This window comes from Halomonas sp. DP1Y21-3, assembly GCF_019801245.1.
Taxonomy (GTDB): Bacteria; Pseudomonadota; Gammaproteobacteria; order Pseudomonadales; family Halomonadaceae; genus Halomonas; species Halomonas litopenaei.
The window spans coordinates 506,575-528,329 of the sequence record NZ_JAHVJM010000003.1; the positions used below are offsets into that span (position 1 = coordinate 506,575).

At 66.1% G+C, this 21,755-nt stretch carries 23 protein-coding genes; 20 read left to right on the forward strand and 3 right to left on the reverse strand.

Annotated features, from left to right (window positions below; translation table 11 throughout):
• Positions 1-2: 2 nt before the first annotated feature.
• Both KUV74_RS10970 and KUV74_RS10975 read left to right on the forward strand, forming a co-directional pair.
• Positions 3-749: an SDR family NAD(P)-dependent oxidoreductase gene (locus tag KUV74_RS10970; RefSeq protein WP_108132045.1), complete on the forward strand. Its 747-nt coding sequence runs from the start codon at positions 3-5 to the stop codon at positions 747-749.
• A 133-nt stretch (positions 750-882) separates the two neighbouring features.
• A complete protein-coding gene (locus tag KUV74_RS10975) occupies positions 883-2,700 on the forward strand; it encodes an EAL domain-containing protein (protein WP_222516306.1) in 1,818 nt (605 codons plus the stop codon).
• Positions 2,701-2,841: 141 nt separating this feature from the next.
• On the opposite strand, the gene flgN is transcribed toward KUV74_RS10975, so the two are convergent.
• The 3 genes from flgN to flgA all read right to left on the reverse strand — a co-directional run bounded on the left by flgN (position 2,842) and on the right by flgA (position 4,838).
• Positions 2,842-3,291 carry a flagellar protein FlgN gene (gene flgN / locus KUV74_RS10980; protein ID WP_045994752.1) on the reverse strand — a complete coding sequence of 150 codons (450 nt, stop codon included), beginning with the start codon at positions 3,289-3,291 and terminating at the stop codon, positions 2,842-2,844.
• Complete coding sequence (gene flgM / locus KUV74_RS10985; RefSeq protein WP_222516307.1) at positions 3,288-3,593, reverse strand: flagellar biosynthesis anti-sigma factor FlgM; 306 nt, start codon at positions 3,591-3,593, stop codon at positions 3,288-3,290. Before flgM ends, flgN begins: the two co-directional genes overlap by 4 nt.
• Positions 3,594-4,064: 471 nt before the next feature.
• Complete coding sequence (gene flgA, locus KUV74_RS10990; RefSeq protein WP_222516308.1) at positions 4,065-4,838, reverse strand: flagellar basal body P-ring formation chaperone FlgA; 774 nt, start codon at positions 4,836-4,838, stop codon at positions 4,065-4,067.
• Between the two features lie 252 nt (positions 4,839-5,090).
• Between flgA and flgB the strand changes: the two genes are divergently transcribed.
• From flgB to bcsQ, 18 genes are all read left to right on the forward strand, one after another.
• A complete protein-coding gene (gene flgB, locus KUV74_RS10995) occupies positions 5,091-5,507 on the forward strand; it encodes a flagellar basal body rod protein FlgB (protein WP_108132049.1) in 417 nt (138 codons plus the stop codon).
• A gap of 39 nt (positions 5,508-5,546) precedes the next feature.
• Entirely contained in the window at positions 5,547-5,951 is a 405-nt protein-coding gene (flgC, locus tag KUV74_RS11000) for a flagellar basal body rod protein FlgC (protein WP_045992584.1), read from the forward strand.
• 4 nt (positions 5,952-5,955) lie between these two features.
• Complete coding sequence (gene flgD / locus KUV74_RS11005; RefSeq protein ID WP_222516309.1) at positions 5,956-6,651, forward strand: flagellar hook assembly protein FlgD; 696 nt, start codon at positions 5,956-5,958, stop codon at positions 6,649-6,651.
• 56 nt (positions 6,652-6,707) lie between these two features.
• Positions 6,708-7,964, forward strand: coding sequence for a flagellar hook protein FlgE (flgE, locus tag KUV74_RS11010; protein WP_222516310.1), 1,257 nt, complete (start codon positions 6,708-6,710; stop codon positions 7,962-7,964).
• Positions 7,965-8,023: 59 nt separating this feature from the next.
• Positions 8,024-8,779: a flagellar basal-body rod protein FlgF gene (gene flgF, locus KUV74_RS11015; protein WP_222516311.1), complete on the forward strand. Its 756-nt coding sequence runs from the start codon at positions 8,024-8,026 to the stop codon at positions 8,777-8,779.
• Positions 8,780-8,852: 73 nt separating this feature from the next.
• Positions 8,853-9,635, forward strand: coding sequence for a flagellar basal-body rod protein FlgG (gene flgG, locus KUV74_RS11020; protein WP_045992588.1), 783 nt, complete (start codon positions 8,853-8,855; stop codon positions 9,633-9,635).
• Positions 9,636-9,689: 54 nt separating this feature from the next.
• Positions 9,690-10,412 (forward strand): flagellar basal body L-ring protein FlgH, encoded by a 723-nt coding sequence (locus KUV74_RS11025; protein ID WP_222516312.1) that lies wholly within the window; start codon positions 9,690-9,692, stop codon positions 10,410-10,412.
• Between the two features lie 58 nt (positions 10,413-10,470).
• On the forward strand, positions 10,471-11,562 hold the full coding sequence (locus KUV74_RS11030) for a flagellar basal body P-ring protein FlgI (protein WP_185696447.1): 1,092 nt from the start codon (positions 10,471-10,473) through the stop codon (positions 11,560-11,562).
• 146 nt (positions 11,563-11,708) lie between these two features.
• The gene (gene flgJ / locus KUV74_RS11035; RefSeq protein WP_349623123.1) at positions 11,709-12,809 is read left to right on the forward strand and encodes a flagellar assembly peptidoglycan hydrolase FlgJ; all 1,101 of its coding nucleotides are present in this window, start codon (positions 11,709-11,711) and stop codon (positions 12,807-12,809) included.
• 237 nt (positions 12,810-13,046) lie between these two features.
• Positions 13,047-14,690, forward strand: a complete 1,644-nt coding sequence (gene flgK / locus KUV74_RS11040) for a flagellar hook-associated protein FlgK (protein WP_222516314.1) — start codon at positions 13,047-13,049, stop codon at positions 14,688-14,690.
• A 12-nt stretch (positions 14,691-14,702) separates the two neighbouring features.
• Positions 14,703-15,935 (forward strand): flagellar hook-associated protein FlgL, encoded by a 1,233-nt coding sequence (gene flgL, locus KUV74_RS11045; RefSeq protein WP_222516315.1) that lies wholly within the window; start codon positions 14,703-14,705, stop codon positions 15,933-15,935.
• Positions 15,936-16,130: 195 nt separating this feature from the next.
• Entirely contained in the window at positions 16,131-16,493 is a 363-nt protein-coding gene (locus KUV74_RS11050) for an ArsR/SmtB family transcription factor (RefSeq protein WP_108132057.1), read from the forward strand.
• Between the two features lie 43 nt (positions 16,494-16,536).
• The gene (gene arsC / locus KUV74_RS11055; protein WP_213230226.1) at positions 16,537-16,962 is read left to right on the forward strand and encodes an arsenate reductase (glutaredoxin); all 426 of its coding nucleotides are present in this window, start codon (positions 16,537-16,539) and stop codon (positions 16,960-16,962) included.
• On the forward strand, positions 16,959-17,687 hold the full coding sequence (gene arsH, locus KUV74_RS11060) for an arsenical resistance protein ArsH (RefSeq protein WP_222516316.1): 729 nt from the start codon (positions 16,959-16,961) through the stop codon (positions 17,685-17,687). The genes arsC and arsH overlap by 4 nt, the downstream gene beginning before the upstream one ends.
• Before the next feature lie 13 nt (positions 17,688-17,700).
• On the forward strand, positions 17,701-19,008 hold the full coding sequence (locus KUV74_RS11065) for an arsenic transporter (RefSeq protein ID WP_108132060.1): 1,308 nt from the start codon (positions 17,701-17,703) through the stop codon (positions 19,006-19,008).
• Between the two features lie 164 nt (positions 19,009-19,172).
• Positions 19,173-20,000: a 3'(2'),5'-bisphosphate nucleotidase CysQ gene (gene cysQ, locus KUV74_RS11070; protein WP_287163878.1), complete on the forward strand. Its 828-nt coding sequence runs from the start codon at positions 19,173-19,175 to the stop codon at positions 19,998-20,000.
• A 438-nt stretch (positions 20,001-20,438) separates the two neighbouring features.
• Positions 20,439-20,981 (forward strand): hypothetical protein, encoded by a 543-nt coding sequence (locus KUV74_RS11075; RefSeq protein ID WP_222516317.1) that lies wholly within the window; start codon positions 20,439-20,441, stop codon positions 20,979-20,981.
• Complete coding sequence (gene bcsQ, locus KUV74_RS11080; RefSeq protein ID WP_045994298.1) at positions 20,978-21,754, forward strand: cellulose biosynthesis protein BcsQ; 777 nt, start codon at positions 20,978-20,980, stop codon at positions 21,752-21,754. Before KUV74_RS11075 ends, bcsQ begins: the two co-directional genes overlap by 4 nt.
• The last annotated feature ends 1 nt before the right edge of the window (position 21,755 follow it).

The window sequence follows — 21,755 nt, forward strand, 5'->3', positions numbered from 1 at the left end:
CCATGACAGCTCGATTCGAAGGACGGGTGGCCATCGTCACCGGCGGCGCCTCTGGCATCGGCGCGGCGATCGCCGACTGCCTGGCCGCTGAAGGCGCCCGCGTCGCCGTGCTGGATCGCGAAGATCCCGCCAATCAACACCACTGGGAAGCGTGTGATGTCGCCAGCAGCGAGCAGGTAGAGCGCGCGGTGGCGGCGGTCGCCAGTGCGCTGGGGCGTATCGATATCGTGGTCAACAACGCGGGTATCGGTGCCCAGGGCGATGTCGCGGGCAACCCGGATGAGGAGTGGGCGCGTGCCTGGGAGGTCAACGTCGCCGGCATGGCGCGGGTGTCTCGGGCGGCGCTGCCTCATCTGCGCGAGTCGGACGCCGCCGCCATCGTCAATATGGCGTCCATCGCCGCCACCGCGGGGATTCAGCAAAGGGCCCTGTACTCGGCGACCAAGGGCGCCGTGCTGGCCTTGACCAGAGCCATGGCGGCCGATCATCTGCAACAGGGCATTCGGGTCAACTGCGTCTCGCCCGGCACCGCGGATACCCCCTGGATCGGCCGTTTGCTTGCGCAGGCGCCTGACCCCGAGGCCGAGCGTGCGGCGCTGGAGGCCCGCCAGCCCCACGGACGGCTGGTCGCCGCCGCCGAGGTGGCCCAGGCGGTGGCCTATCTGGCCGATCCTGCCAATCGCTCGACGGTGGGGGTCTGTCTGCCGGTGGACGGTGGCATGGACGCCCTGCGCCTGCGTCCGCGCTAGCCCTGTTCATGTAAAAACCGTTCATCTCGGTCCTCAAGAGTACGCCGGCCTAGCCGATAGTGGTTATATTAGGTAATGCGCACCGCTTACCTCTATCTGGGCAGGGCTCATGGCTAAGGATCGATCAGCGGGCTTGGGCCCGACGACGCTGTTGCAGGCGGCCTCCGCCGGCAAGGTCGCCCATCACCCCTCGGTGGTGGCGGGGCTGGTGCTGGACCGCGCCCCGGTGGGGCTGGCGCTGATCGATGCCAACGACCGCCTGGTATGGGCCAACACCGCGCTGACGGAGCTGGCCTGTCCCACCGGTGGCGAGCTGCAGGGCCGCAATCTCAACGAGCTGTTTCGCCCCTTCGTCAATCTGCTGGGCGAGCGGGGCAGCTACCATACCCTGTCACCCGGCGAGGACTGGCAGCAGGCCTGGCTTGCGGTGGATGACAGCGCCAGCGCCCGGCTGGGGCTGATGTCCTGCGTGGCCTTCGACCGAGGCGCCGATGCGGCTCTGGACAGTGGCACCGATCCGCTGATGTGGCTGGTCACCTTCGTCGATCTCGACGCCGACGCCGACGCGGTACTGGATCGCCGCCATGCCGATATCGGCAACGTGGCCAGTACCTGGATCTTCGAGGACCGCCTGTCCCACGCCTTCGATCGTGCCGACCGTCTGGGTCAGCGCCTGGGCGTGATGCTGGTCGAGCTACACGGCCTGTCGCGCATCCTGGTGGACCATGGTGGCGAGATGGCGTCGCGGGTGTCGCGCCGGGCCGGACGCCGACTGGTCAACGTGCTGCGCCGGGAAGACAGCGTGGTGCAAGTCGATCGCGAACGCTGGGGGGTGCTGCTCGAGCACCCCGTCACGCCGGAGACCCTGCAACTGGTGGCCGACCGCTGCCTCGAGGCGCTGGAACCGCCCTTTACCCTGTCCGGCTATCAGCCCGCCCTGATCGAGCCGCGTATCGGCATCGTCCTGTGCCCGGAAGATGGCGAGGAAACCGGAGAGCTGCTGGCCCACGCCGAAAAGGCGCTGGAAGAGGCCGTGCCTGGTGGTTTGGCCTTTTACGACGGCAGCCTGCAGCGTCTGATGGAGCGCCAGCAGCGCTTCCGTCACGAGCTGCAGGAAGCGCTGATGTTCCCCGATCAGCAGCTCTATCTGGTGTATCAGCCCCAGTTCGATCTGCTCACCCGGCGCTGCTGCGGGCTCGAGGCGCTGGTGCGCTGGCGCCATCCCCAGCGTGGCGAGGTCGCGCCGGGGGAATTTGTCGCACTCGCCGCCGAAATGCAGCTGGTCGACCGGCTAGACCGCTGGGTGCTCAAGGAAGTCATGGCCCAGCGCAGGCGCTGGCGCGAGGCCGGCTCCGAGCTGGGTGACTGGGATATCTCGGTGAACATTCACCATTGCCTGCTGGATCAGGACGGCTTCGATGGCCGCGCCCTGGATCTCTACCTGCGCCAGCTATGCGAGTCTGGCGCAAAGGGGGAGGCGGGTGCCCAGAAGGAGGCGGGCGGCCACTATCGCCACGAGTGCCTCGACTGGTTGTGCCTGGAGGTGGATGGCGCGGGGTTGTTCGAGGTGGGCCACCGCCAGTCCCACCTGTTAAGGCGTATCGTCGCTTTGGGCGTGCGGCTCGGCGTCGATGGGCTGGGCCGCTCCCCGGTGGACCTGTTCGGCATGGCCTCGCTGCCGGTGACCCTGGGCAAGCTGGGGCCGGAGACCCTCAAGACCCTGGCCGATCCCTCCACCAGCATGCGCCAGAGCGTGGCGGCGCTGATGCGCTGCCTCGAGGCGCTGGAGTTCGTCGCGGTGGCGGTGGGGGTCGAGACCGCCGAACAGCTCGATACCATCAAGGCGCTGGGGCTTGTCCGGATTCAGGGGCGTCTTGTCGGTGCGCCGCTGGAAAGCGAGGCCCTGGTGGGCTGGGCGGCCTCCGGCGCGCATCCCGCGATAGCGATCTGAGCCAGCCATTGATGCCGCCAAGGTGGCGGTGCCGGCAAGGTGGCAGAGCCGGGCAGGTGTTTCCGAGAGGAGGCGTCAGGCCCGATGTCGAGAGTCCAAGCTGCGAGCCTAAGCTGCGAGCCAGGACCTTGAACCAGGAAATCAGGCCGAGACGTTGAGCCGAGAGGGCTGCAGCCGGGTGCGGCCGTCGGGCTGGTAGACGCTGGCGTTGGCGATGCGGTGGATCTGGTCGAGCATGCGCTGGTTGTGCTCCATGCGTAGGGCCAGCAGTTCGCCACAGCGCAGATTGGCGCGGGAGACTTCCCTGGCGAGTGCCATGGTGGCCTGCCAGGCGGCTTCGCAGCCGGCGTCACGGGCGGCTTGCAGGGTGCCCTCGCGGTCATCGGGGTAGCCCAGTCGGCACTGCACCTGATGGCGGCGCGCTTCCGTCTCGGCAAGCCTTTGCTGGATCTCGGACTTCTGGCCGGCGAGCGCCACCAGCGCCTCGCTGTCGACCTGGCCCTGAACCAGGCACTCCTGTTCCTCGCCCAGCAGGGCCAGCAGCTCGGCGAGTCGCTCACGCTGCTGGTCGAGCAGTCGGGCCAGACTCACGACTGCGAGCCCTCTGAACCATCGCCGAGCATGTCGCGGACGCTGTCGATCAGGCCGTCGGCGATGCGTTCAGGATGGATTTCCAGGCGTCCCTCGCGGATGGCGTCACGAATCTGTTCGACCCGGGCGCTGTCGATGTCCTGGCTGGAGTCCGCCGCCGGGCGGCTCAGGTGGGCCTGGGCACCGGCTTCGACGCCGGCGCCAGCGGTTTTTTGCGTCTCGCTTTGCTGGAGCTTGTCGCTCTGCTGCGGCCCCTCGCTTTGGGCGGGGCGGGTCAGAGGATGTTGCGAATCGATCTTCACGGGCAAGGCCTCACGAGAATGGCGATGGGACCAGGCGCTGGCTGTCGCCGTTGATCCGAATGTCTGCGTCTATGTACATCATCGGCCGCAAGAACAAGAACTTTAGGTCTGGCGCACCAGCCAAATTTTTAACACCGTATTGCCGAGCGCAGCCGCTTCGTGGACATGTCCTGAGCGTTTTACGAAAAGTCGCCGAGCGAAGGTTAGACAAGGCAAAAGTCGGAGAGACAGCGCAGTTTACTAGCAGTAAATGAGCATGTTGACCGGGCTGGCGCACCAGCCGGTTTTAACGCCGTACTACCGAGCGCAGGCACTTTTCATCAATGTCCTAGGCGCTGTCCGAAAAGTCGACGAGCGAAGGTTAGACAAGGCAAAAATCGGTGAGAAAGCGCAGTTTACGGGGTGTAAATGAGCATTTTGATCCGATTTTTAACGCCGTATTACCGAGTGCAGGCACTTTTCAGACAAGCCCTAGTAGGTTACCGCCAGCCGGCCATGTTCGACCACCCGGGCGTCGAGGATCTGGCGCCGATCCACCCTGACCCGCACGATATCGCCGAGGCCGCCGGCCTCCAGCGCCTCGCCCTGGCGGCTGATGCGAAAGCCCCGGCCACTGGCTTCCACCGCGACCTGCTCGCCGCGTCTCACCAGCTTGGGTGATGTCAGCTGATGGGCCGACAGCGCCTGACCCTGGCGAATCCCGCGTCGTGCGATCTGACCGATGGCCGCTTGTGGATCGGTCAGCGCCTGGGACGGCAGACGGCTTACGTCGAAGCGCTCGCTGGTCAGCATGTCGGCGCTCAGGCGCTCGCCGGGGACGATGTCCCGCGCCGCCACCAGTCGCTCGCCCAGCCGGGTGATCTCGGCCTGCAGATAGCGGCTGCGATGACGCTCTCCCTCGCAGCGAAGCCCCACCGAGACGCGTCCGGCCAGCCGACTCCCCGCCCGGGGCAGGAAGGGCTCGGGCTGGCGGCAGTCGGCCAGGCTCGCCGCCGGCGGGAATACCTGGATCTCCAGATCGCCCGGACGGGCGCCGTCGGCCAGGGCCTGCTCGAACAGAAAGCTCTCCACCCGTGTCAGCGCTTCGCCGGTGCCCGCATCGACACCGCCGTCATCGACCGCCTGGCCGCTGGCCTGGGCGACGCTGGCGGCAAAGCCTGAGCTTACACACAGCACCAGCGCCGCCCGGGCGATGACCCAGGACAGGGAAGCAGTGGCTTGTACAAGAGATGAGGATCGAGACATCGGGATACCGGTGGTCGGTGCGATCTTTAGCGCCCGGGGCCGTTTGAAGGGCACTTTCCTGGCCATTCAAGGGCGCTTGCCTGGCCATTCAAGGGCCATGGCACACCAGTGTAGAGAAGCCGGCATCGACGCATGGTCTGAAATGGGCGTGGTAATGGGGGCTGTTCACGGCTTTGTGCAGACAGGGGGCTGGGTATTCTTCATCGTCGAACCCCTTGTCTCTTTGTTCCCTTGCTTACGGAGCGCACCGGGATGATCGATCAGCTCGAGGCCTCGCTCGCTTTTCACCAGCAGGCCCTGTCGCTTAGACAGGAACGCCAGAAGGTCCTGGCCAGCAATATCGCCAATGCCGATACCCCCGGCTACAAGGCACGCGACATGGACTTTTCCCAGGCCCTGGAAGCCGCGACCAAGGGGGCGAATCAGCCTGGTCTGGCCCTGGCGCGGACGTCCAGCCACCACCTGTCGGGTCATGGCCAGGCGATGTCGCTTGGCGGCAGCGAGCTCAAGTACCGCGTACCGGAGCAGGCCAGCCTCGACGGCAACACCGTGGACATGGACCGCGAGCGGGCCGCCTTCACCGACAACTCGGTGCGTTACCAGGCCGCGCTGACGATCCTCAACAGTCGCATCCAGGGCCTCAAGCAGGCCATGCAGCCCGAGCAGTAAGCCCGGTCCATCTCAGTTTCCAAGCAGGGAGAGCGCCCCATGTCGATGTTTTCGATCTTCGATATCTCCGCCTCGGCGATGTCCGCCCAGGCCCAGCGCATGAACGTCACCGCCAGCAATATGGCCAACGCCGACAGCGTGGCCGGCCCCGACGGCGAGGCCTACCGCGCCCGCCAGGCGGTGTTCGAGTCCCGCGCCGCCAGCGACGGCATCGGCGGCGTCGGTGTGCGCGAGGTGGTCGAGGACCCCTCGCCGCTGCGCCAGGAGTATCGCCCCGAGCATCCGCTGGCCGATGACGCCGGCTACGTGGCGATGCCCAACGTCGACCCGGTGGGCGAGATGGTCAACATGATCTCCGCCTCCCGCTCCTATCAAGCCAACGTCGAGGTCATGAACACCAGCAAGCAGCTGATGCTCAAGACCCTGACCCTGGGCGAGGGCTGATCCCATGGCCAACACCATCGATGCAAGCGTTTACCAGTCGGTCAACGCCGCCACCGCTCAGGCCAGCTCCAAGCAGGCGTCCGACGAGCTCGGCGACAACTTCATGACCATGCTGGTGACCCAGCTGCAGAACCAGGATCCGCTCAATCCCATGGACAACAGCGAGATGACCTCGCAGTTGGCCCAGATCAACACGGTGTCCGGCATCGAGTCTCTCAACGAGACCATGTCGTCAATCACCGGCCAGATCAACGCCGGCCAGGCGCTGCAGGCCACTGGGCTGATCGGCAAGGGCGTGCTGGTGCCGGGGGATCGCATCGTCATGGCCCACAACGATGAAGGCGCGCCGGTCTCCACGCCCTTTGGCGTCGAGCTGGAAAGCCCCGCCGCCGAGGTCAAGGTGACCATCACCAACGAGTCCGGTGAGGTCATCAACAGCTACAACCTGGGCCCGGCCTCCGCCGGGACCGAGTCGTTCCAGTGGGACGGCATGACCGGTGAAGGCGTGGCGGCCCCCGAAGGTGCCTATCACGTCAGCATCGAAGCCACCGGTGTCGAGGGCGAGGAGCTTACGGTGACCGCGCTCAACTACGCCCAGGTCGGCGGGGTGTCCCCGGCGGATGACAGCGGCCAGGTGCAACTCGATCTGGGTGCCGTCTACGGGCAGGTGGCGCTGAGCGATATCCGCCAGATTCTGTAGCGAACGCAGGATGACCGTCGGGTCATCGACGCAGGGAAACGTATAAGGAGAGTGACATGGGTTTTTCACAAGCGCTGAGTGGTCTGAACGCCGCCGCCGATAGCCTGGACGTGCTGGGCAACAATATCGCCAACTCCCAGACCGTGGGCTACAAGAGCGGTAGTGCGCAGTTCGCCGACGTCTTCGCCAACTCCCAGATCGGCCTGGGTACCAAGGTCTCCACCGTGCTGCAGGACTTCAGCGGCGGCAACCTGGAGTCCACCAACCGGCCGCTGGATCTGGGCATCAGCGGTGACGGCTTCTTCCGCATGGAACAGAACGGCCAGGTGGTCTACAGCCGCAACGGCCAGCTGACCATGACCCCGGACGGCTACCTGCAGAACGCCCAGGGCGCGCGCATCATGGGTTACGGCGTCAACGCCGCCGGTGCGGTCCAGGTGGGCGGCCAGCCCGAGGTGCTGCAGATCGAGGCCGACGAGATGCCGGCCAGCGCCACCACCGAGGTGTCCACCACCTTCAACCTGGACTCGCGCAAGGTCGTCGACGAAGACCTCAACAGCGTCACCCTGGCGGGCTCCGACGGCTCCACCGGCGTCGAGGTCGACTACCACTACTCCAACAACTTCACCGCCTACGACTCGCTGGGTAACCCGCGCAATGTCACCGTTTACTACGAGAAGACGGGCGCGAAGACCTGGACCGGCACCATGGCGATGGATGGCAAGGTGTTGATGGACGAGACCGCGACACCTGTCGCAGCGCAGACCCTCTCCATGGAGTTTGACACCAATGGTCAACTGGTCACCCCTGCTGATGGCAAGTTTCCGGTCACCTTTGCCTCGGCCGACTACTTCAATGGCGCTGCCAATGACATGACGCTGGACTTCGATATCTCCGGCTCCACCCAGTTCGGCAATAACGCCAGCACCACCGCACTCAACCAGAACGGCTACACCTCCGGCGCCCTGGTCGGTATCAGCATCGACAGTGACGGCACCGTGGTGCGCAGCTACTCCAACGAGCAGACCCGCCCGGCCGGCCAGATCGCCCTGGCCAGCTTCCGCAACCCCGAGGGCCTGTCACCCGCCGGTGACAACACCTGGGCCGCCACCGACGCCTCCGGCCAGGAGCTGGTCGGTGCCCCGGGTACCGGCCTGCTGGGCGGCATCCAGTCCGGCGCCATCGAGACCTCCAACGTCGACATGGCCAAGGAGCTGGTCAGCATGATCGTCACCCAGCGCGCCTACCAGGCCAATTCGCAGACCATCAAGACCCAGGACGAAGTGCTGCAGACCGCCATCAACCTGCGCTGATGACCACGCCGGCCGCTGCCTCGGGCGGCGGCCTCTCACACCTTCCAGGGGAGTCGTAGATGGATCGCATGCTCTACACCGCCATGAGCGGCGCACGCCAGACCATGGAGCAGCAGTCGGTGGTCAGCCACAACCTGGCCAACGCCTCGACCACGGGCTTTCGCGCCCAGCTTCACGCCATGCGCGCGGTGCCGGTCGAGGGCGAGGCGCGTCTCGACACCCGGGTGTCCACCGCCGCCTCGACCCCGGGAGCGGACTTTTCCCCCGGAGCCATCACCCGTACCGGTCGCACCCTGGACGTGGCCATCGACGGTGACGGCTTCTTCGCGGTGGAAAGCGACGACGGCAGCGAGGCCTACACCCGTCGCGGCGACCTGCAGGTGGATGGCAACGGCCTGCTGACCTCGGTGGGGCGCCCGGTGATCGGCGAGGGTGGGCCGATCCAGGTGCCGCTGGAGGCCGAGCTGTTCCTCGGCGCCGACGGCACCATCAGCGCCATCGGCATGGGCCAGGATCCTGACGCCCTGGCCGAGATCGGCCGGCTCAAGCTGGTCGAGCCGCAGCCCGGCGAGCTGACCCGTGGCGGCGACGGTCTGTTCCGCGCCATCGGTGAGAATGGCGAGCCTGCTGCGCTGGCGGCCTCCGACCAGGTACGGGTGGTCAGCGGGGCGCTGGAGGGCAGCAACGTCAATCCGGTGGAGTCCATGGTGGCGATGATCGATGTGGCGCGGCGCTACGAGCTGCAGACCAAGATGATCAGCACCGCCGACGAGAACGCCCAGAAGGCCAACAGCCTGCTGTCGTTGAACGGCTGAGCCCTTCAACCGACGGCCAGGGCCGAATTATTGAGCGGTCAGGAGAGTCTCCTGACCGAGGGAGAGAATAACCATGATCAAGTCGCTGTGGACGGCCAAGACCGGACTCGAATCCCAGCAGGTCCAGCTGGACGTGATTTCGAACAATCTGGCCAACGTCTCGACCAACGGCTTCAAACAGTCCCGGGCGGTGTTCGAGGACCTTCTGTACCAGAACATGCGCCAGCCCGGCGCCCAGAACAACGTCCAGGACCGCCTGCCCTCGGGCATGCAGATCGGTTCCGGCGTGCGTCCGGTGGCCACCGAGCGCCTGCACACCCAGGGTGGGCTCGAGGCTACCGAGAACTCGCGTGATCTGGCGATCAACGGCAAGGGCTTCTTCCAGGTGCTGATGCCTGACGGCACCACCGCCTTCACCCGTGACGGCAGCTTCCAGCTCGACGAGAACGGCCAGATGGTCACCGCCAACGGCTATCCGCTGGAGCCGGCCATCATCATCCCCGACAACGCCCTGTCGGTGGACATCGGCGAGGACGGCGTGGTCTCGGTGACCCAGCCCGGTACCAGCGAGTCCGACGAGGTGGGCCAGATCACCATCTCCACCTTCGTCAACGCCACCGGCCTTCAGTCCATCGGCGGCAACCTGTACCTCGAGACCAGCTCATCAGGACCGCGCAACGAACTGATGCCGGGCATGAATGGTGCCGGCCGACTGCTGCAGGGCTATGTGGAAACCTCCAACGTCAACGTGGTGGAGGAGATGGTCAGCATGATCCAGACCCAGCGTGCCTACGAGATCAACTCCAAGGCGGTGCAGACCAGCGATGAGATGCTGGCGCGCCTGGCACAACTCTAGCCACGACCCCGACAATAATTTTGCCAACGCCCCTCGGTGGCACTGGAGACGGCCATGCACCCTGACACGACCTCATCATCTGGCGCGCCATACGGTGGGGCTCATGCTGTTCTGCGCCTGGCGACGCTGGCGCTGGCCCTGGTGCTGCTGACGCTTGCCGGCTGCGCCCAGATTCCCCACGCCTCGGTGGTGGGCGAGCAGGAGCAGATCGAGATTCCCGATCGGCCGCTGCCGGTGGCCAATGGATCGATCTTCCAGAAGGCCCGGGGCTATCAGCCGCTGTTCGAGGATCGTCGTCCGCGCAGCGTCGGCGACATCCTGACCATCGTGCTGGACGAAGAGGTCAGCGCCAGCAAGAACTCCCGCTCCAACGCCGACCGAGACGGCGGCTCCAGCCTGACCTTCTCCCAGGTGCCGGAAGGCCTGGAGGAACTGATGGACTACGGCTTCGAGATCGACGGCGATACAGATTTCGAGGGCGGCGGTGGCTCCGAGGCCAACAACTCCTTTACCGGCACCATCACCGTCTCGGTGATCGAGGTGATGAACAACGGCAACCTCAGGGTACGCGGCGAGAAGCAGATCGCGATCAACCAGGGCACCGAGTTCATCCGCTTCGGCGGGGTGGTCAATCCGCGTTTCATCACCACCCAGAACACCGTGCCGTCCACGGCGGTGGCCGATGCGCGCATCGAGTACGTGGGCAACGGCTACATCAACGAGGCGCAGCACATGGGCTGGATGCAGCGGTTCTTCCTGAACGTTTCCCCCTTCTAGGCCGAGCATGATGAGAAACCCTGTCTCCCGTCGCCCCACCCTGACCCTCGGCAGCCTGATGCTGGTGCTGCTGATCGCGCTGTTGGCCTTCTCCCACCTGGCTCGCGCCGAGAAGGTCCGCGACCTGGCCAGCTTCGCCGGGGTGCGCGACAACCAGCTGGTGGGCTACGGCCTGGTGGTGGGCCTGGACGGCTCCGGTGACCAGACCATGCAGGCGCCGTTTACCGGCCAGAGTCTCAACAACATGCTGTCCCAGCTCGGCATCACCGTGCCACCGGGGACCAACATGCAGTTGCGCAATGTGGCGGCGGTGATGGTCACCGCGGACCTGCCGCCGTTCGCCCAGCCCGGCCAGCGCCTCGACGTGGTGGTGTCTTCCATCGGTAATGCCCGCAGCCTGCGCGGCGGCACCCTGTTGATGACGCCATTGAAGGGCGCCGACGGCGACGTCTACGCCCTGGCCCAGGGCAACCTGTTGATCAACGGTGCCGGCGCTGAGTCCGCCGGCTCCAGCGTGCAGATCAGCCACCAGGCCGCCGGGCGTATCGCCGGCGGCGCCATGGTCGAGCAGACGGTACCGCTGGCGCTGGGCAGCCGTGACGGCGTGCTGGAGCTGCAGCTCAACCAGGCCGACTTCGGTACCGCCGAGCGCGTGGTCCGGGCGATCAACGACACCTTCGACTACCCGGTGGCCTCGGCCAGAAACGGCGGCGTCATCGCCCTGAATGGTCCGACCAACGCCAACTCCCGGGTCAACTTCATGGCCCGTGTCGAGAACGTCGACGTCACCCCGATGCCGGCCCGGGCCAAGGTGGTGCTGAATTCGCGCACCGGCTCCATCGTGCTCAACGGCAGCGTGACGCTCAAGCGCGCCGCCGTGGCTCACGGCAACCTGTCCATCGTCATCGACACCGCCTTCGGCGTCAGCCAGCCGGCGCCCTTCAGCCGCGGCGGCGAGACCACGGTGGTGCCGGACTCCGATATCACCATCGACGAGGGCCAGGGCACCCTGCAGGTGGTCGAAGGCGCCAATCTGCTCGACGTGGTGGACGCCCTCAACGCCCTCGGCGCGACCCCCAACGACCTGATGTCGATCCTCGAGGCGCTCAAGGCCGCGGGATCGCTCAGAGCCGAGCTGGAGATCATCTGATGGCTATCTCGGATCTTTCATCGGGGCTGGCTTCGGGGCCCACAACAGGGCTGGCTTCGGGGCCCATGACCGGACTCTCGGGTTCTGCCCTGTCCGGCGCCAGCCGGGCCACCGGCAGCGTCGGCCAGGCCGGCTTCGCGCTGGACATGCAGGGGCTGGCGCGACTCAAGACCAGCGCCCGCCAGCAGGACCCGGCGGCGGCGGCGGAGGCGGCGCGCCAGTTCGAGGCGATGTTCATCAACATGATGATGAAGAGCATGCGCGACGCCGTGCCGTCTTCTGGCCTGACCGACTCGAAGCAGACCCAGTTCTACCAGACGCTGCTCGACCAGCAGTGGTCCCAGACCATGGCCAGCCGCGGCATCGGCCTGGCCGACCAGCTCATGGCCCAGCTACGTGGCCCCGAGGCCAGCCAGGCCAAGGATGTCGAGGCACTGATTGCGGGCATTCCCCGTGGCACGCCGCGTCCGCTGTCCAACGCCCTGAGAGCGGACGCGCCGGCAGACAGCGAGGTCGAGGCGCCGACCAACTTCCTCGACGAGCTGGGCGCCGTCAGCCAGGGCATGACCACCGCCCAGGCCGAGGAGCGCATCAGCGGGCGCGAGGCCCGCGACACCCCGGCCCACGTCCAGGCCTTCCTCGACAAGCTGGCCGCCCCGGCCCAGGCCGCCAGCCGCGCCTCCGGCGTGCCGGCAGAATTGATCCTGGCCCAGGCGGCACTGGAGACCGGCTGGGGCCGCCACGAGATCGCCACCGCCGACGGCAACAACAGTCACAACCTGTTCGGCATCAAGGCCGGCAGCAGTTGGGACGGCCCCACCACCCGTATTACCACCCATGAGGTGGAAGACGGCCAGCGCCAGCGTATTCGCGATGACTTCCGGGTCTACGGCTCGTTCGAGGAAGCCTTCACCGACTACGCCAGGCTGATCAGCAACAACGCCCGCTACGCCGAGGTCACCACCGCGCCGGACGCCGAGGCCGCGGCCCACGCGCTGCAGCGGGGCGGCTACGCCACCGACCCGGCCTACGCCGCCAAGCTGATCGCGGTGATGCACACCTTCGGCCCGATCGATGACGGCGCAGGCGCCACCCGCGTGGCGGCCGGCGAGGCTCGACCCGCGAATGTCGGCGCATCGCCTACCGGTGCCGCCGAGAAGGTGGATGCCGCTTCCACCACGGACAAGCGTGGCAGCGACTGGCTGGCCAGGGCGGATATAAGCGCCAACCCCACCCAGGTCTTCTAGGGCTTGTCTGAAAAGTGCCTGCGCTCGGTAATACGGCGTTAAAAATCGGATCAAAATGCTCATTTACACCCCGTAAACTGCGCTTTCTCATCGATTTTTGCCTTGTCTAACCTTCGCTCGTCGACTTTTCGGACAGCGCCTAGTCGCCCGGAAAATTAATGGTTTTTGCGGCACCGAGGCTCTCAAGCCAGCGGCCATTCGGCCGATAAACAGGCTATCGGCGAAAGGAATTCCACCATGAGCATGTTCTCCATCGGCTTGAGCGGCCTGAATGCCGCCCAGAACGCCCTGACCACCACCAGCAACAACATCAGCAACGTCTATACCCCGGGCTACAACCGCGAGATCACGGTGCTGGGCGAGGGCAGCGGCGGGACCCAGGGCGTCCAGGTCAACGACATCGAGCGTCAGTTCAACCAGTACGTGGCCGACCAGCTCAATGGCGCGGTGAGCTCAAGCTCGGCGCTGGACGCCTACCAGACCCAGATCAACCAGATCGACAGCCTGCTGGCCGATCAGGACGCCGGTCTGGCGCCGCTGATGCAGAACTTCTTCTCGTCGCTGGAAGACCTGGCCTCGGCTCCCTCGGACCCTGCCGCCCGTCAGGGCGTGCTGGGCGCGGCGGACACCCTGAGCGCCCAGTTCCGCGCCTTCGACAGCTACCTGCAGGACATGCAGGACGGCATCAACAGCCAGATCCGCGACGAGATCACCCAGATCAACAACCAGAGCGAGCAGCTGGCCTCGCTCAACCGCGAGATTTCCCTGGCCAAGGCCAAGACCGGCGAGGCCCCCAACGCGCTGCTCAACCAGCGTGACCAGCTGGTCACCGAGATGAGCGAGCGTATCGGGGTGGAACTGACGGTACAGGACGGTTCTTCCTATCGGGTCAGCCTGCCCGGCGGCCAGCCGCTGGTGGCCGGCACCGAGTCCTACCAGTTGAAGGCGGTGGCCTCGGCCAGCGATCCCCAGCGGGTGGTGGTGGGCTACCAGGACCCCGGCGGCGGCCTGCAGCGACTCGACGAGGACAGCCTGCAGGGTGGCTCGCTCGGCGGGCTGATCCAGTTCCGCTCCGAGACCCTGGATCGCACCCAGAACCAGATCGGCCAGCTGGCGGTGTCCATGGCGGTGGCCTTCAATAAACAGCACGCCGATGGCTACGATCTGGATGGCAATAGCGGTGGCGACATGTTCGACATCGGCGAACCGCGGGTCTTTGCCAACGACGCCAACGGCGGCGGCGCCACGGTCACCGCGAGCTTCAACATCGACAAGATCGAAGACCTCGAGGCGGCCGACTACGAGGTTAAGGTCAGCGACGCTTCGGCATCGCCGCCGACCTTCGAGGTCACCCGCAAGGACACCGGCGAGGCGGTGGACGCGAGCTTCGACGCCACCGAGAACACCCTGACCTTTGGCGGCGTGACGCTCGCCATCGATGACCCCAGCGCCCTGGCCGACGGCGATCGCTTCGAGGTGCAGCCGGTGCGCCGCGCCGCGGGTGGCTTCGATACCGCCATCAGCGATCCCGACAAGATCGCCGCCGCCGGGGAAACCGGCGCTAGCGGCGACAACGAGAACGCCCTGGCCCTGCAGGGGCTGCAGGACGAGATGAGCGTGGGCGGCAGTGCCACCCTGAGCCAGGCCTACGCCTCGCTGGTCGGAGACGTGGGTAACCGTACCAACGTGGTGCAGGTCAATCTGGCGGCCCAGCAGGGGCTGACCGAGCAGTTGAGCGCGGTGAAGCTGTCCGAGTCCGGGGTCAACCTGGATGAGGAAGCGGCCAACCTGATCCGCTATCAGCAGTACTACCAGGCCAACGCCAAGGTCATCGACACCGCCACCTCGGTGGTCGACACCATCCTCGGACTGCGCGGCTAAGGAGAGCAGAGCATGCGTATCAGCACCGTCACCATGTACGACCAGAGCGTCAGCTCGCTCAACCGTCAGCAGTCCGAGTTTCTTCACCTGAGCCAGCAGCTCGCCAGCGGCAAGCGGGTGGTCAATCCCTCCGACGACCCCCAGGCGGCGTCCCGGGCGGTGGCGGTCAGCCAGGCCCAGGCGGTGACCCAGCAGTACACCGATGCCCGGGTCAGCGCGCGCAACGCCCTGTCCCAGGAAGAAAGCGTGCTCAACAGCGCAAGCGACGCCCTGGCCAGCGCCAAGGCGCTGGTGATCCAGGCCTCCAACGACACCCTGAGCGATGCCGACCGGCAGTCCATCGCCAGTGAACTGCGCGGCGTCTACGAGACGCTGATCGGTCAGGCCAACGCCACCGACGGCAACGGTCGCTACCTGTTCGGTGGCTACGCCGATGGCGCCGAGCCCTTCACCGACAGCGGTAACGGCATCGAGTACGTGGGCGGTGACAAGGTGCGCGAGCAGCAGGTGGACGCCTCGCGACTGATGTCGGTGGGGGATACCGGCGCCGACATCTTCACCAGCGTGCCCAGCGGTGCGGGCTACGTGGCCGAGCAGGGTGACAACAGCGGCAGTGTGACCTTCGCCGGCCCCGATGTGGTCGACAACAGCGACGCCGGCTACGGCAAGCGTTACCAGGTGGAGTTCGGTGGTACCGACGACGCTCCCACCTACAGCGTCAAGGTCGAACAAGACGATGGCTCCTGGGTCAGCGCCGGTGCGGCCCTGGAAGATCAGCCCTACGACCCCGAAGGCACCAGCGTCGAGGTGGGTGGCCTGCGCCTGGAGCTTGAAGGCGCGCCTGCGACCGGCGACAGCGTGACCTTCGGTCCCGCCGACACCATGAACACCAACGTCTTCACCACCTTCGAGAAGGTGCTGTCGGTGCTGGAAGCCCCCGCCGACACCCCCGAAAAGCAGGCGACGCTGCATAACACCATGAACGGCGCCATGCGCGAACTGGACGCCAGCCTCGACAACGTGTTGACCAAGCGGGCCTCGGTCGGCGCGCGGCTCAACGAGCTGGACGTGATCGACTCGGTCAGCGGCAACCGCGAGCTCAACTACGCCCAGACCATGTCGGACCTGGTCGACCTGGACTACAACCAGGCGATCTCCGAGTACAGCATGCGTCAGGTAGGCATGCAGGCCGCCCAGCAGGCCTTTATCGGCATTCGCGACCTGTCGCTGTTCAACTATATGTAGGGTCGATGTAGCGCTGGTATAGCGCGCAGGTAGCACGACTCGATCGTCGTCGTGTGACAGCCCCCTCAACCAAAAAGCGGCGCGTCTTGCTGGACGTCGCCGCTTTGTCGTTCTTGGCCAGGGTGACGGCAAGCGAGATGCCCTGGATCAAGAAGTACTTGACCCGCACATCAATATGTCCATAATTCCGGACATATGGACAAAGACGATCTGCAACCGACCCTCGACACCTTTGCTGCGCTGTCTCAGCCCACCCGGCTCGCTGCCTTTCGCCTGCTGGTGCGCCACGAGCCCGAAGGCCTGCCTGCCGGCGAGCTGGCCCGCCGCCTGGAGGTGCCCCACAACACCCTGTCGGCCCACCTTGGCGTGCTCAGCCGGGCGGGGCTGGTCAGCCAGCGCCGGGAAAGCCGCTCCATCGTCTATCGGGCGGACCTGGCGCACATGGTGGCCACCCTCGACTTTCTGGTGCGCGACTGCTGCGCCAGCCGGCCGGAGGTGTGCAACCCCCTGGCCGACCTGCTGGGCCCCGGCACCGGTGACGACACCAGGACCTGCTGAGCCACGACAGCCTCGATAGCCAAGAGCGCCTCCCGGAGACCCCATGACGCTGATCTACCACAACCCGGCCTGCGGCACCTCGCGCAACGTGCTGGCCATGCTCGAGGCCTCCGGCGAATCGCCCGAGGTCATCGAATACCTGAAGACACCGCCCAGCCGCGAGCGGCTGGGCGAGCTGATCGAGGCCATGGGCATCACGCCCAGGGCACTGCTGCGCCAGAAGGGCACGCCCTACGACGAGCTGGGCCTCGGCGATGACCGCCTCGACGACGAGGCCTTGATCGACGCCATGATGGCTCACCCCATCCTGATCAACCGACCCATCGTGGTGACCACCAGGGGCGCGGCGCTGTGCCGTCCCTCCGAGCGGGTACTGGCGCTGGTCGAGGCGCCGCTGTCGGCCATCGAGGGCGACAGCTTCACCAAGGAAGACGGCGAGACCGTCACGCTGGAGGCAAACCGCACATGAGCCCCGATACCCTGCTCAAGGACCTGCCCAACATCGATCCGGAGCTGTGGCGGCCTATCGCCGTGGACGAGCTGGCCCCGCCCAGCGCGCCACGCCATGCGCCTCGCATCCTGGTGCTGTACGGCTCGCTGCGCGAGCGTTCCTACTCGCGGCTCTTGGCCGAGGAGGCCGGGCGCTTGCTCGCGGCCTTCGGCGCCGAGGTGCGTACCTTCTCGCCCCAGGGGCTGCCGCTGCCCGATGGCGCCGAGGCCGACCACCCCAAGGTCGCCGAGCTGCGCGATCTGGCGAGCTGGGCCGAGGGCATGCTGTGGGTCAGTCCCGAGCGCCACGGCGCCATGACGGCGGTGATGAAGGCCCAGATCGACTGGATTCCGCTGTCACTCGGCGGGGTTCGCCCGACCCAGGGCAAGACCCTGGCGCTGATGCAGGTGTGTGGTGGCAGCCAGAGCTTCAACACGGTGAACCAGATGCGCCAGCTGGGGCGCTGGATGCGCATGCTGACCATCCCCAATCAATCGTCGGTGCCCAAGGCCTTCAACGAATTCAACGAGGCGGGGCGGATGCGCTTGTCCCCGCTGTATCTGCGCGTGGTCGACGTGTGCGAGGAGCTGATGAAGTTCACCTGGCTCAACCGTGGCCGTGACGGTTACCTGACCCAGCGTTACTCCGAGCGGGTCGAAAGCGCCGAGCAGGTGTCTTCGCGGGTCAATCAGGACAGTCTCTGACAGGGAGTTTTCCATGCTGGCATTCGCCATCTTCGTCGTGACCCTGGTGCTGGTGATCTGGCAGCCAAAGGGCCTCGGTATCGGTACCAGCGCCCTCGGGGGCGCCGCGGTGGCCCTGGCCGTCGGGGTGGTGCAATTGCCCGATGTGCTGGTGGTGTGGGACATCGTGTGGGACGCGACCTTCACCTTCGTCGCCCTGATCCTGATCTCCTTGATCCTCGACGAGGCCGGGTTCTTCTCCTGGGCGGCGCTGCACGTGGCGCGCTGGGGCGGTGGCAACGGACGCCGCCTGTTTCCGCTGATCGTGCTGCTGGGGGCGGTGATCGCGGCCTTCTTCGCCAATGACGGGGCCGCGCTGCTGCTGACCCCCATCGTCATGGCGATTCTGCTGCGCCTGAAGTTCTCGCCTCAGTCGTCGCTGGCCTTCATCATCGCCACCGGCTTCGTCGCCGACTCCACCAGTCTGCCGCTGATCATCTCCAACCTGGTCAATATCGTCAGCGCGAACTTCTTCGATATCTCGTTCAACCACTACGCCATGGTGATGGTGCCGGTGGACCTGGTCTCGCTGGCGGCGACCCTCTTGGTGCTGACCTGGATGTTTCGCAGCGATATACCGGAGCAGTACGACGTCGAACGCCTCGAGGCGCCGAGCCACGCCATCCGCGACCCGCTGGTGTTCCGCGCCGCCTTCCCGGTGCTGGCGACGTTGCTGGTGGCGTTCTTCGTCACCGCGCCGCTGGGCGTGCCGGTGGCGCTGGTGACCGGCAGCGCGGCGCTGGTGCTGGTCGCTCTGGCCGGTCGCTGGCACCAGGCCGGGGGCAGCACGGTGATCTCGCTGTCGCGGGTGTTCAAGGGCGCGCCCTGGCAGATCGTGCTGTTCTCGGTAGGCATGTATCTGGTGGTCTACGGGCTCGGCAACGCCTGGCTGACCGAAGACGCCAGTGCCCTGCTGACCTGGCTGGGCCAGCAGGGCACCCTGGTGGCGACGCTGGGTACCGGTGTGGCCTCGGCGCTGCTGGCCTCGATCATGAACAATATGCCTTCCACCCTGGTGGGGGCACTCGCCATCGACCAGGCCCAGGTCGGCGACCTGACCCGGGAGCTGATGATCTACGCCAACGTCATCGGCAACGACCTGGGGCCCAAGTTCACCCCCATCGGTAGCCTGGCCACCCTGCTGTGGTTGCACGTGCTGGCGGAAAAGGGCACCCACATCAGCTGGGGCCAGTACATGAAGGTCGGGCTCAAGCTGACCCCGCCGGTGCTGCTGGCCGCGCTGCTGGCGCTATGGCTGTGGCTACCGCTGGTATCGTCCTGAGGGTGCGGCGTCGGACCCGTGCCGATCCGCTTGCAGCCCTGCGCTCAATACGCCACTCACGGTAAGCTTTGCACCATCGATTCCCGGGGAGGCCTGGCCTTCCCGGTACTTTGTATCGGCCCGTCGTGTCGACCCCGACCGGGCCTTATATCAAGGAGTCTTGCGTGCCCGTTTCTCTGAGCAGTGAACACAAGGATGCCCTGGTCGCCGGCGTGGAAGAGGCCGGTCGACTGGTGCTCGAGATCTATCAGCGCGACTTCGAGGTCGAGCACAAGGACGACAATAGCCCATTGACCGAGGCCGATCTGGCCGCCCACCACGCCCTGGTGGCGCTGCTGGGACGACTGACGCCGGAGGTGCCGGTGCTGTCCGAGGAATCCGGGGAGATTGCCACCGAGACACGTCTCGGCTGGTCGTGCTATTGGCTGGTGGACCCGCTGGATGGCACCAAGGAGTTCGTCAATCGCAACGGTGAATTCACCCTCAATGTGGCGCTGATCGAGCATGGCGTCCCGGTGCTGGGGGTGGTCCACGCGCCGGTGCTGGGGGTGACCTGGTTCGGTGATCAGGACAATGGCGCCTGGCGATCCGAGGGCGAGTCGCGCCAGCCGATCCATGCGCGTGAACTGCCGGACCCCGCAGAGGCCCCCTGGGTGGTGGTGGGTAGCCGCCGCCACGGTGCCGAGGCCTTCGAGGCTTTCTGTGCACGCTTGCCGGCCACCGAGTGCACTTCGATGGGTAGCTCGCTGAAGCTGTGCCTGGTGGCGGAGGGAAAGGCCGATCTCTACCCGCGCCTGGCGCCGACCTGTGAATGGGACACCGCCGCTGCCCAGGCGGTGGTCACCGCCGCCGGTGGACAGGTGCTGGACGCAGAGACCCTTGAGCCGCTGCGCTGCAATCGTGGTGAGTCGTTGCTCAATCCGTTCTTTGTCGTGTGTGGCCAGCGCGACGCGCGCTGGGAGCAGGCATTGGTTGCTGCCCTGGCACAGTAGTGTTTGTGATCTAGAATTTTATGCCGATCCGGGCCGTGGCTCGGATCGGCCTTTTTTGCCACATAGGGCGTTTTCTTTCTGTGGCTTCAGGTGTCCCGAGGGCTGTGGCCCTTGGCGGTACGCTATCCCTGGCTGTCCTGGCCCCATAGGTTTCTCACTCATTTTTCTGAGTTTTTGCTTGCTGGAGGCGCGGCCGTTGGCCCGCCTGAAGGTAGGCTCTGGCGTGGCTATGCTTGAGAAGTGACGAGGAATCAGGCAATTGTCGCAAGGCGCGTTGAGAGATCGCTTGCTGCGGTAGCGGCACAAAAGTGGTAGTAATATGCCTCTTTGGTCGACATGTGCTTCTTTGGTTGAAGCGTCTTTCCCGCATTCTCTCTTGCCGGTGCCGTGACGGACCAGGCATGGGAGATGCGTGCCTTGGCTCGTTGGAGACGGAAGATGAGTGCCTCGGACGATATCCAGGATTTCCTGCGCAAGACCGGTTCCGATACCGCAGGCTACCAGGCGTTTGGTCGCACCAATGAGGAGGCGGGGCAGCCACGCTGGGGGCTGCTTGGCCAGCTCTCGGGCCACGACGTCGATCCTGGTGACAGGCCGTCACGCGCCGAGCCAGGTGCTCGCCTAGAGCCCTTGCAAACGGCAGCCGAGGTGGCCCCTGCGCGCAAGGGGAAGGCCTGGGCGACGCTGGAAAAGCTTCCCGCAGCCCCGGCACCTGAGCCTGCCTGTGGTCCTGCCGCCCGGCCCGCCCCCTCGGCCGTCGCTGAGCGTAGCGAACCACCCGCTGGGCGGCGGGTCGAGCACCAGGCGCCTGCCACCAACGCCTTGAGCGTGGGCGAGGCCTCGCCTCCGGGGGAGGCACGTGTGCCGCCTGCCGGGCGCTTTGGCCATCTGTTTCGCAGTGCCTCGGACAAGGCGTCGTCCGAGGCCGCTACCGGCAAGGAAACGCCGCTGAAACCTCTGCTCAAACGAATCTCTCAATGAATCTGGTTTCCCTGTCGTCGCCCAAGGGCGGCGTCGGCAAGACAACGCTGACCGCCAATCTGGCTCACGCCCTCAAGCGCCTCGGGCACCGGGTGGTGGTCATCGACTTCGACGTGCAGAACGCTCTGCGATTGCACTTCGGGCTGGGATTCGGCGAGGGGCGAGGTTTTGTCGCCCAGGCCGTGGAGATCGATGACTGGCGACGCCTGCTGGTGCCCAGTGCCAGCGGTATCGAGCTGTTGCCCTATGGCGAGGTCAGCGACGCCCAGCGCCTGGCGTTCGAGTCCTGGCTCAGCGCGCACCCCGAAGCGGTGGCCCAGCGTCTGGGGCCTCTGCTGAACGAGCCACGCTGTGTGGTGCTGGCGGATCTACCGCCTGGGCCGTCGCCGAGCCTAACCGCCATGGGTGCTGCCGATGCCATCCAGGTGGCGGTGCTGCTGGCCGACAGTGCCTCGCTGTCGGTGTTGCCGCGTATCGAAGGCGGCGACTTCATGGGGCCTGGTGTCAGGCCCTACTACATCATCAATCAGGTGGATCGACGCCGCAGGCTTTCCAGCGACGTGGCCGACTTCCTGCAGGATCGTCTGGGCAGTCCGTTGCTCGGCAACGTGCATCGTGACGAGGCGATTCCCGAGGCGCTGGCCTGTGAGCAGTCGATCTTCGACTACGCGCCAGCCTCGGCGGCGGCCCACGATATCGACACCCTGGCCCGCAGCGTCAGTCGTCTGCTCCCCTCACTCCAGTCCCATGGGGTGGTCGCCCCGGCGCTATAGG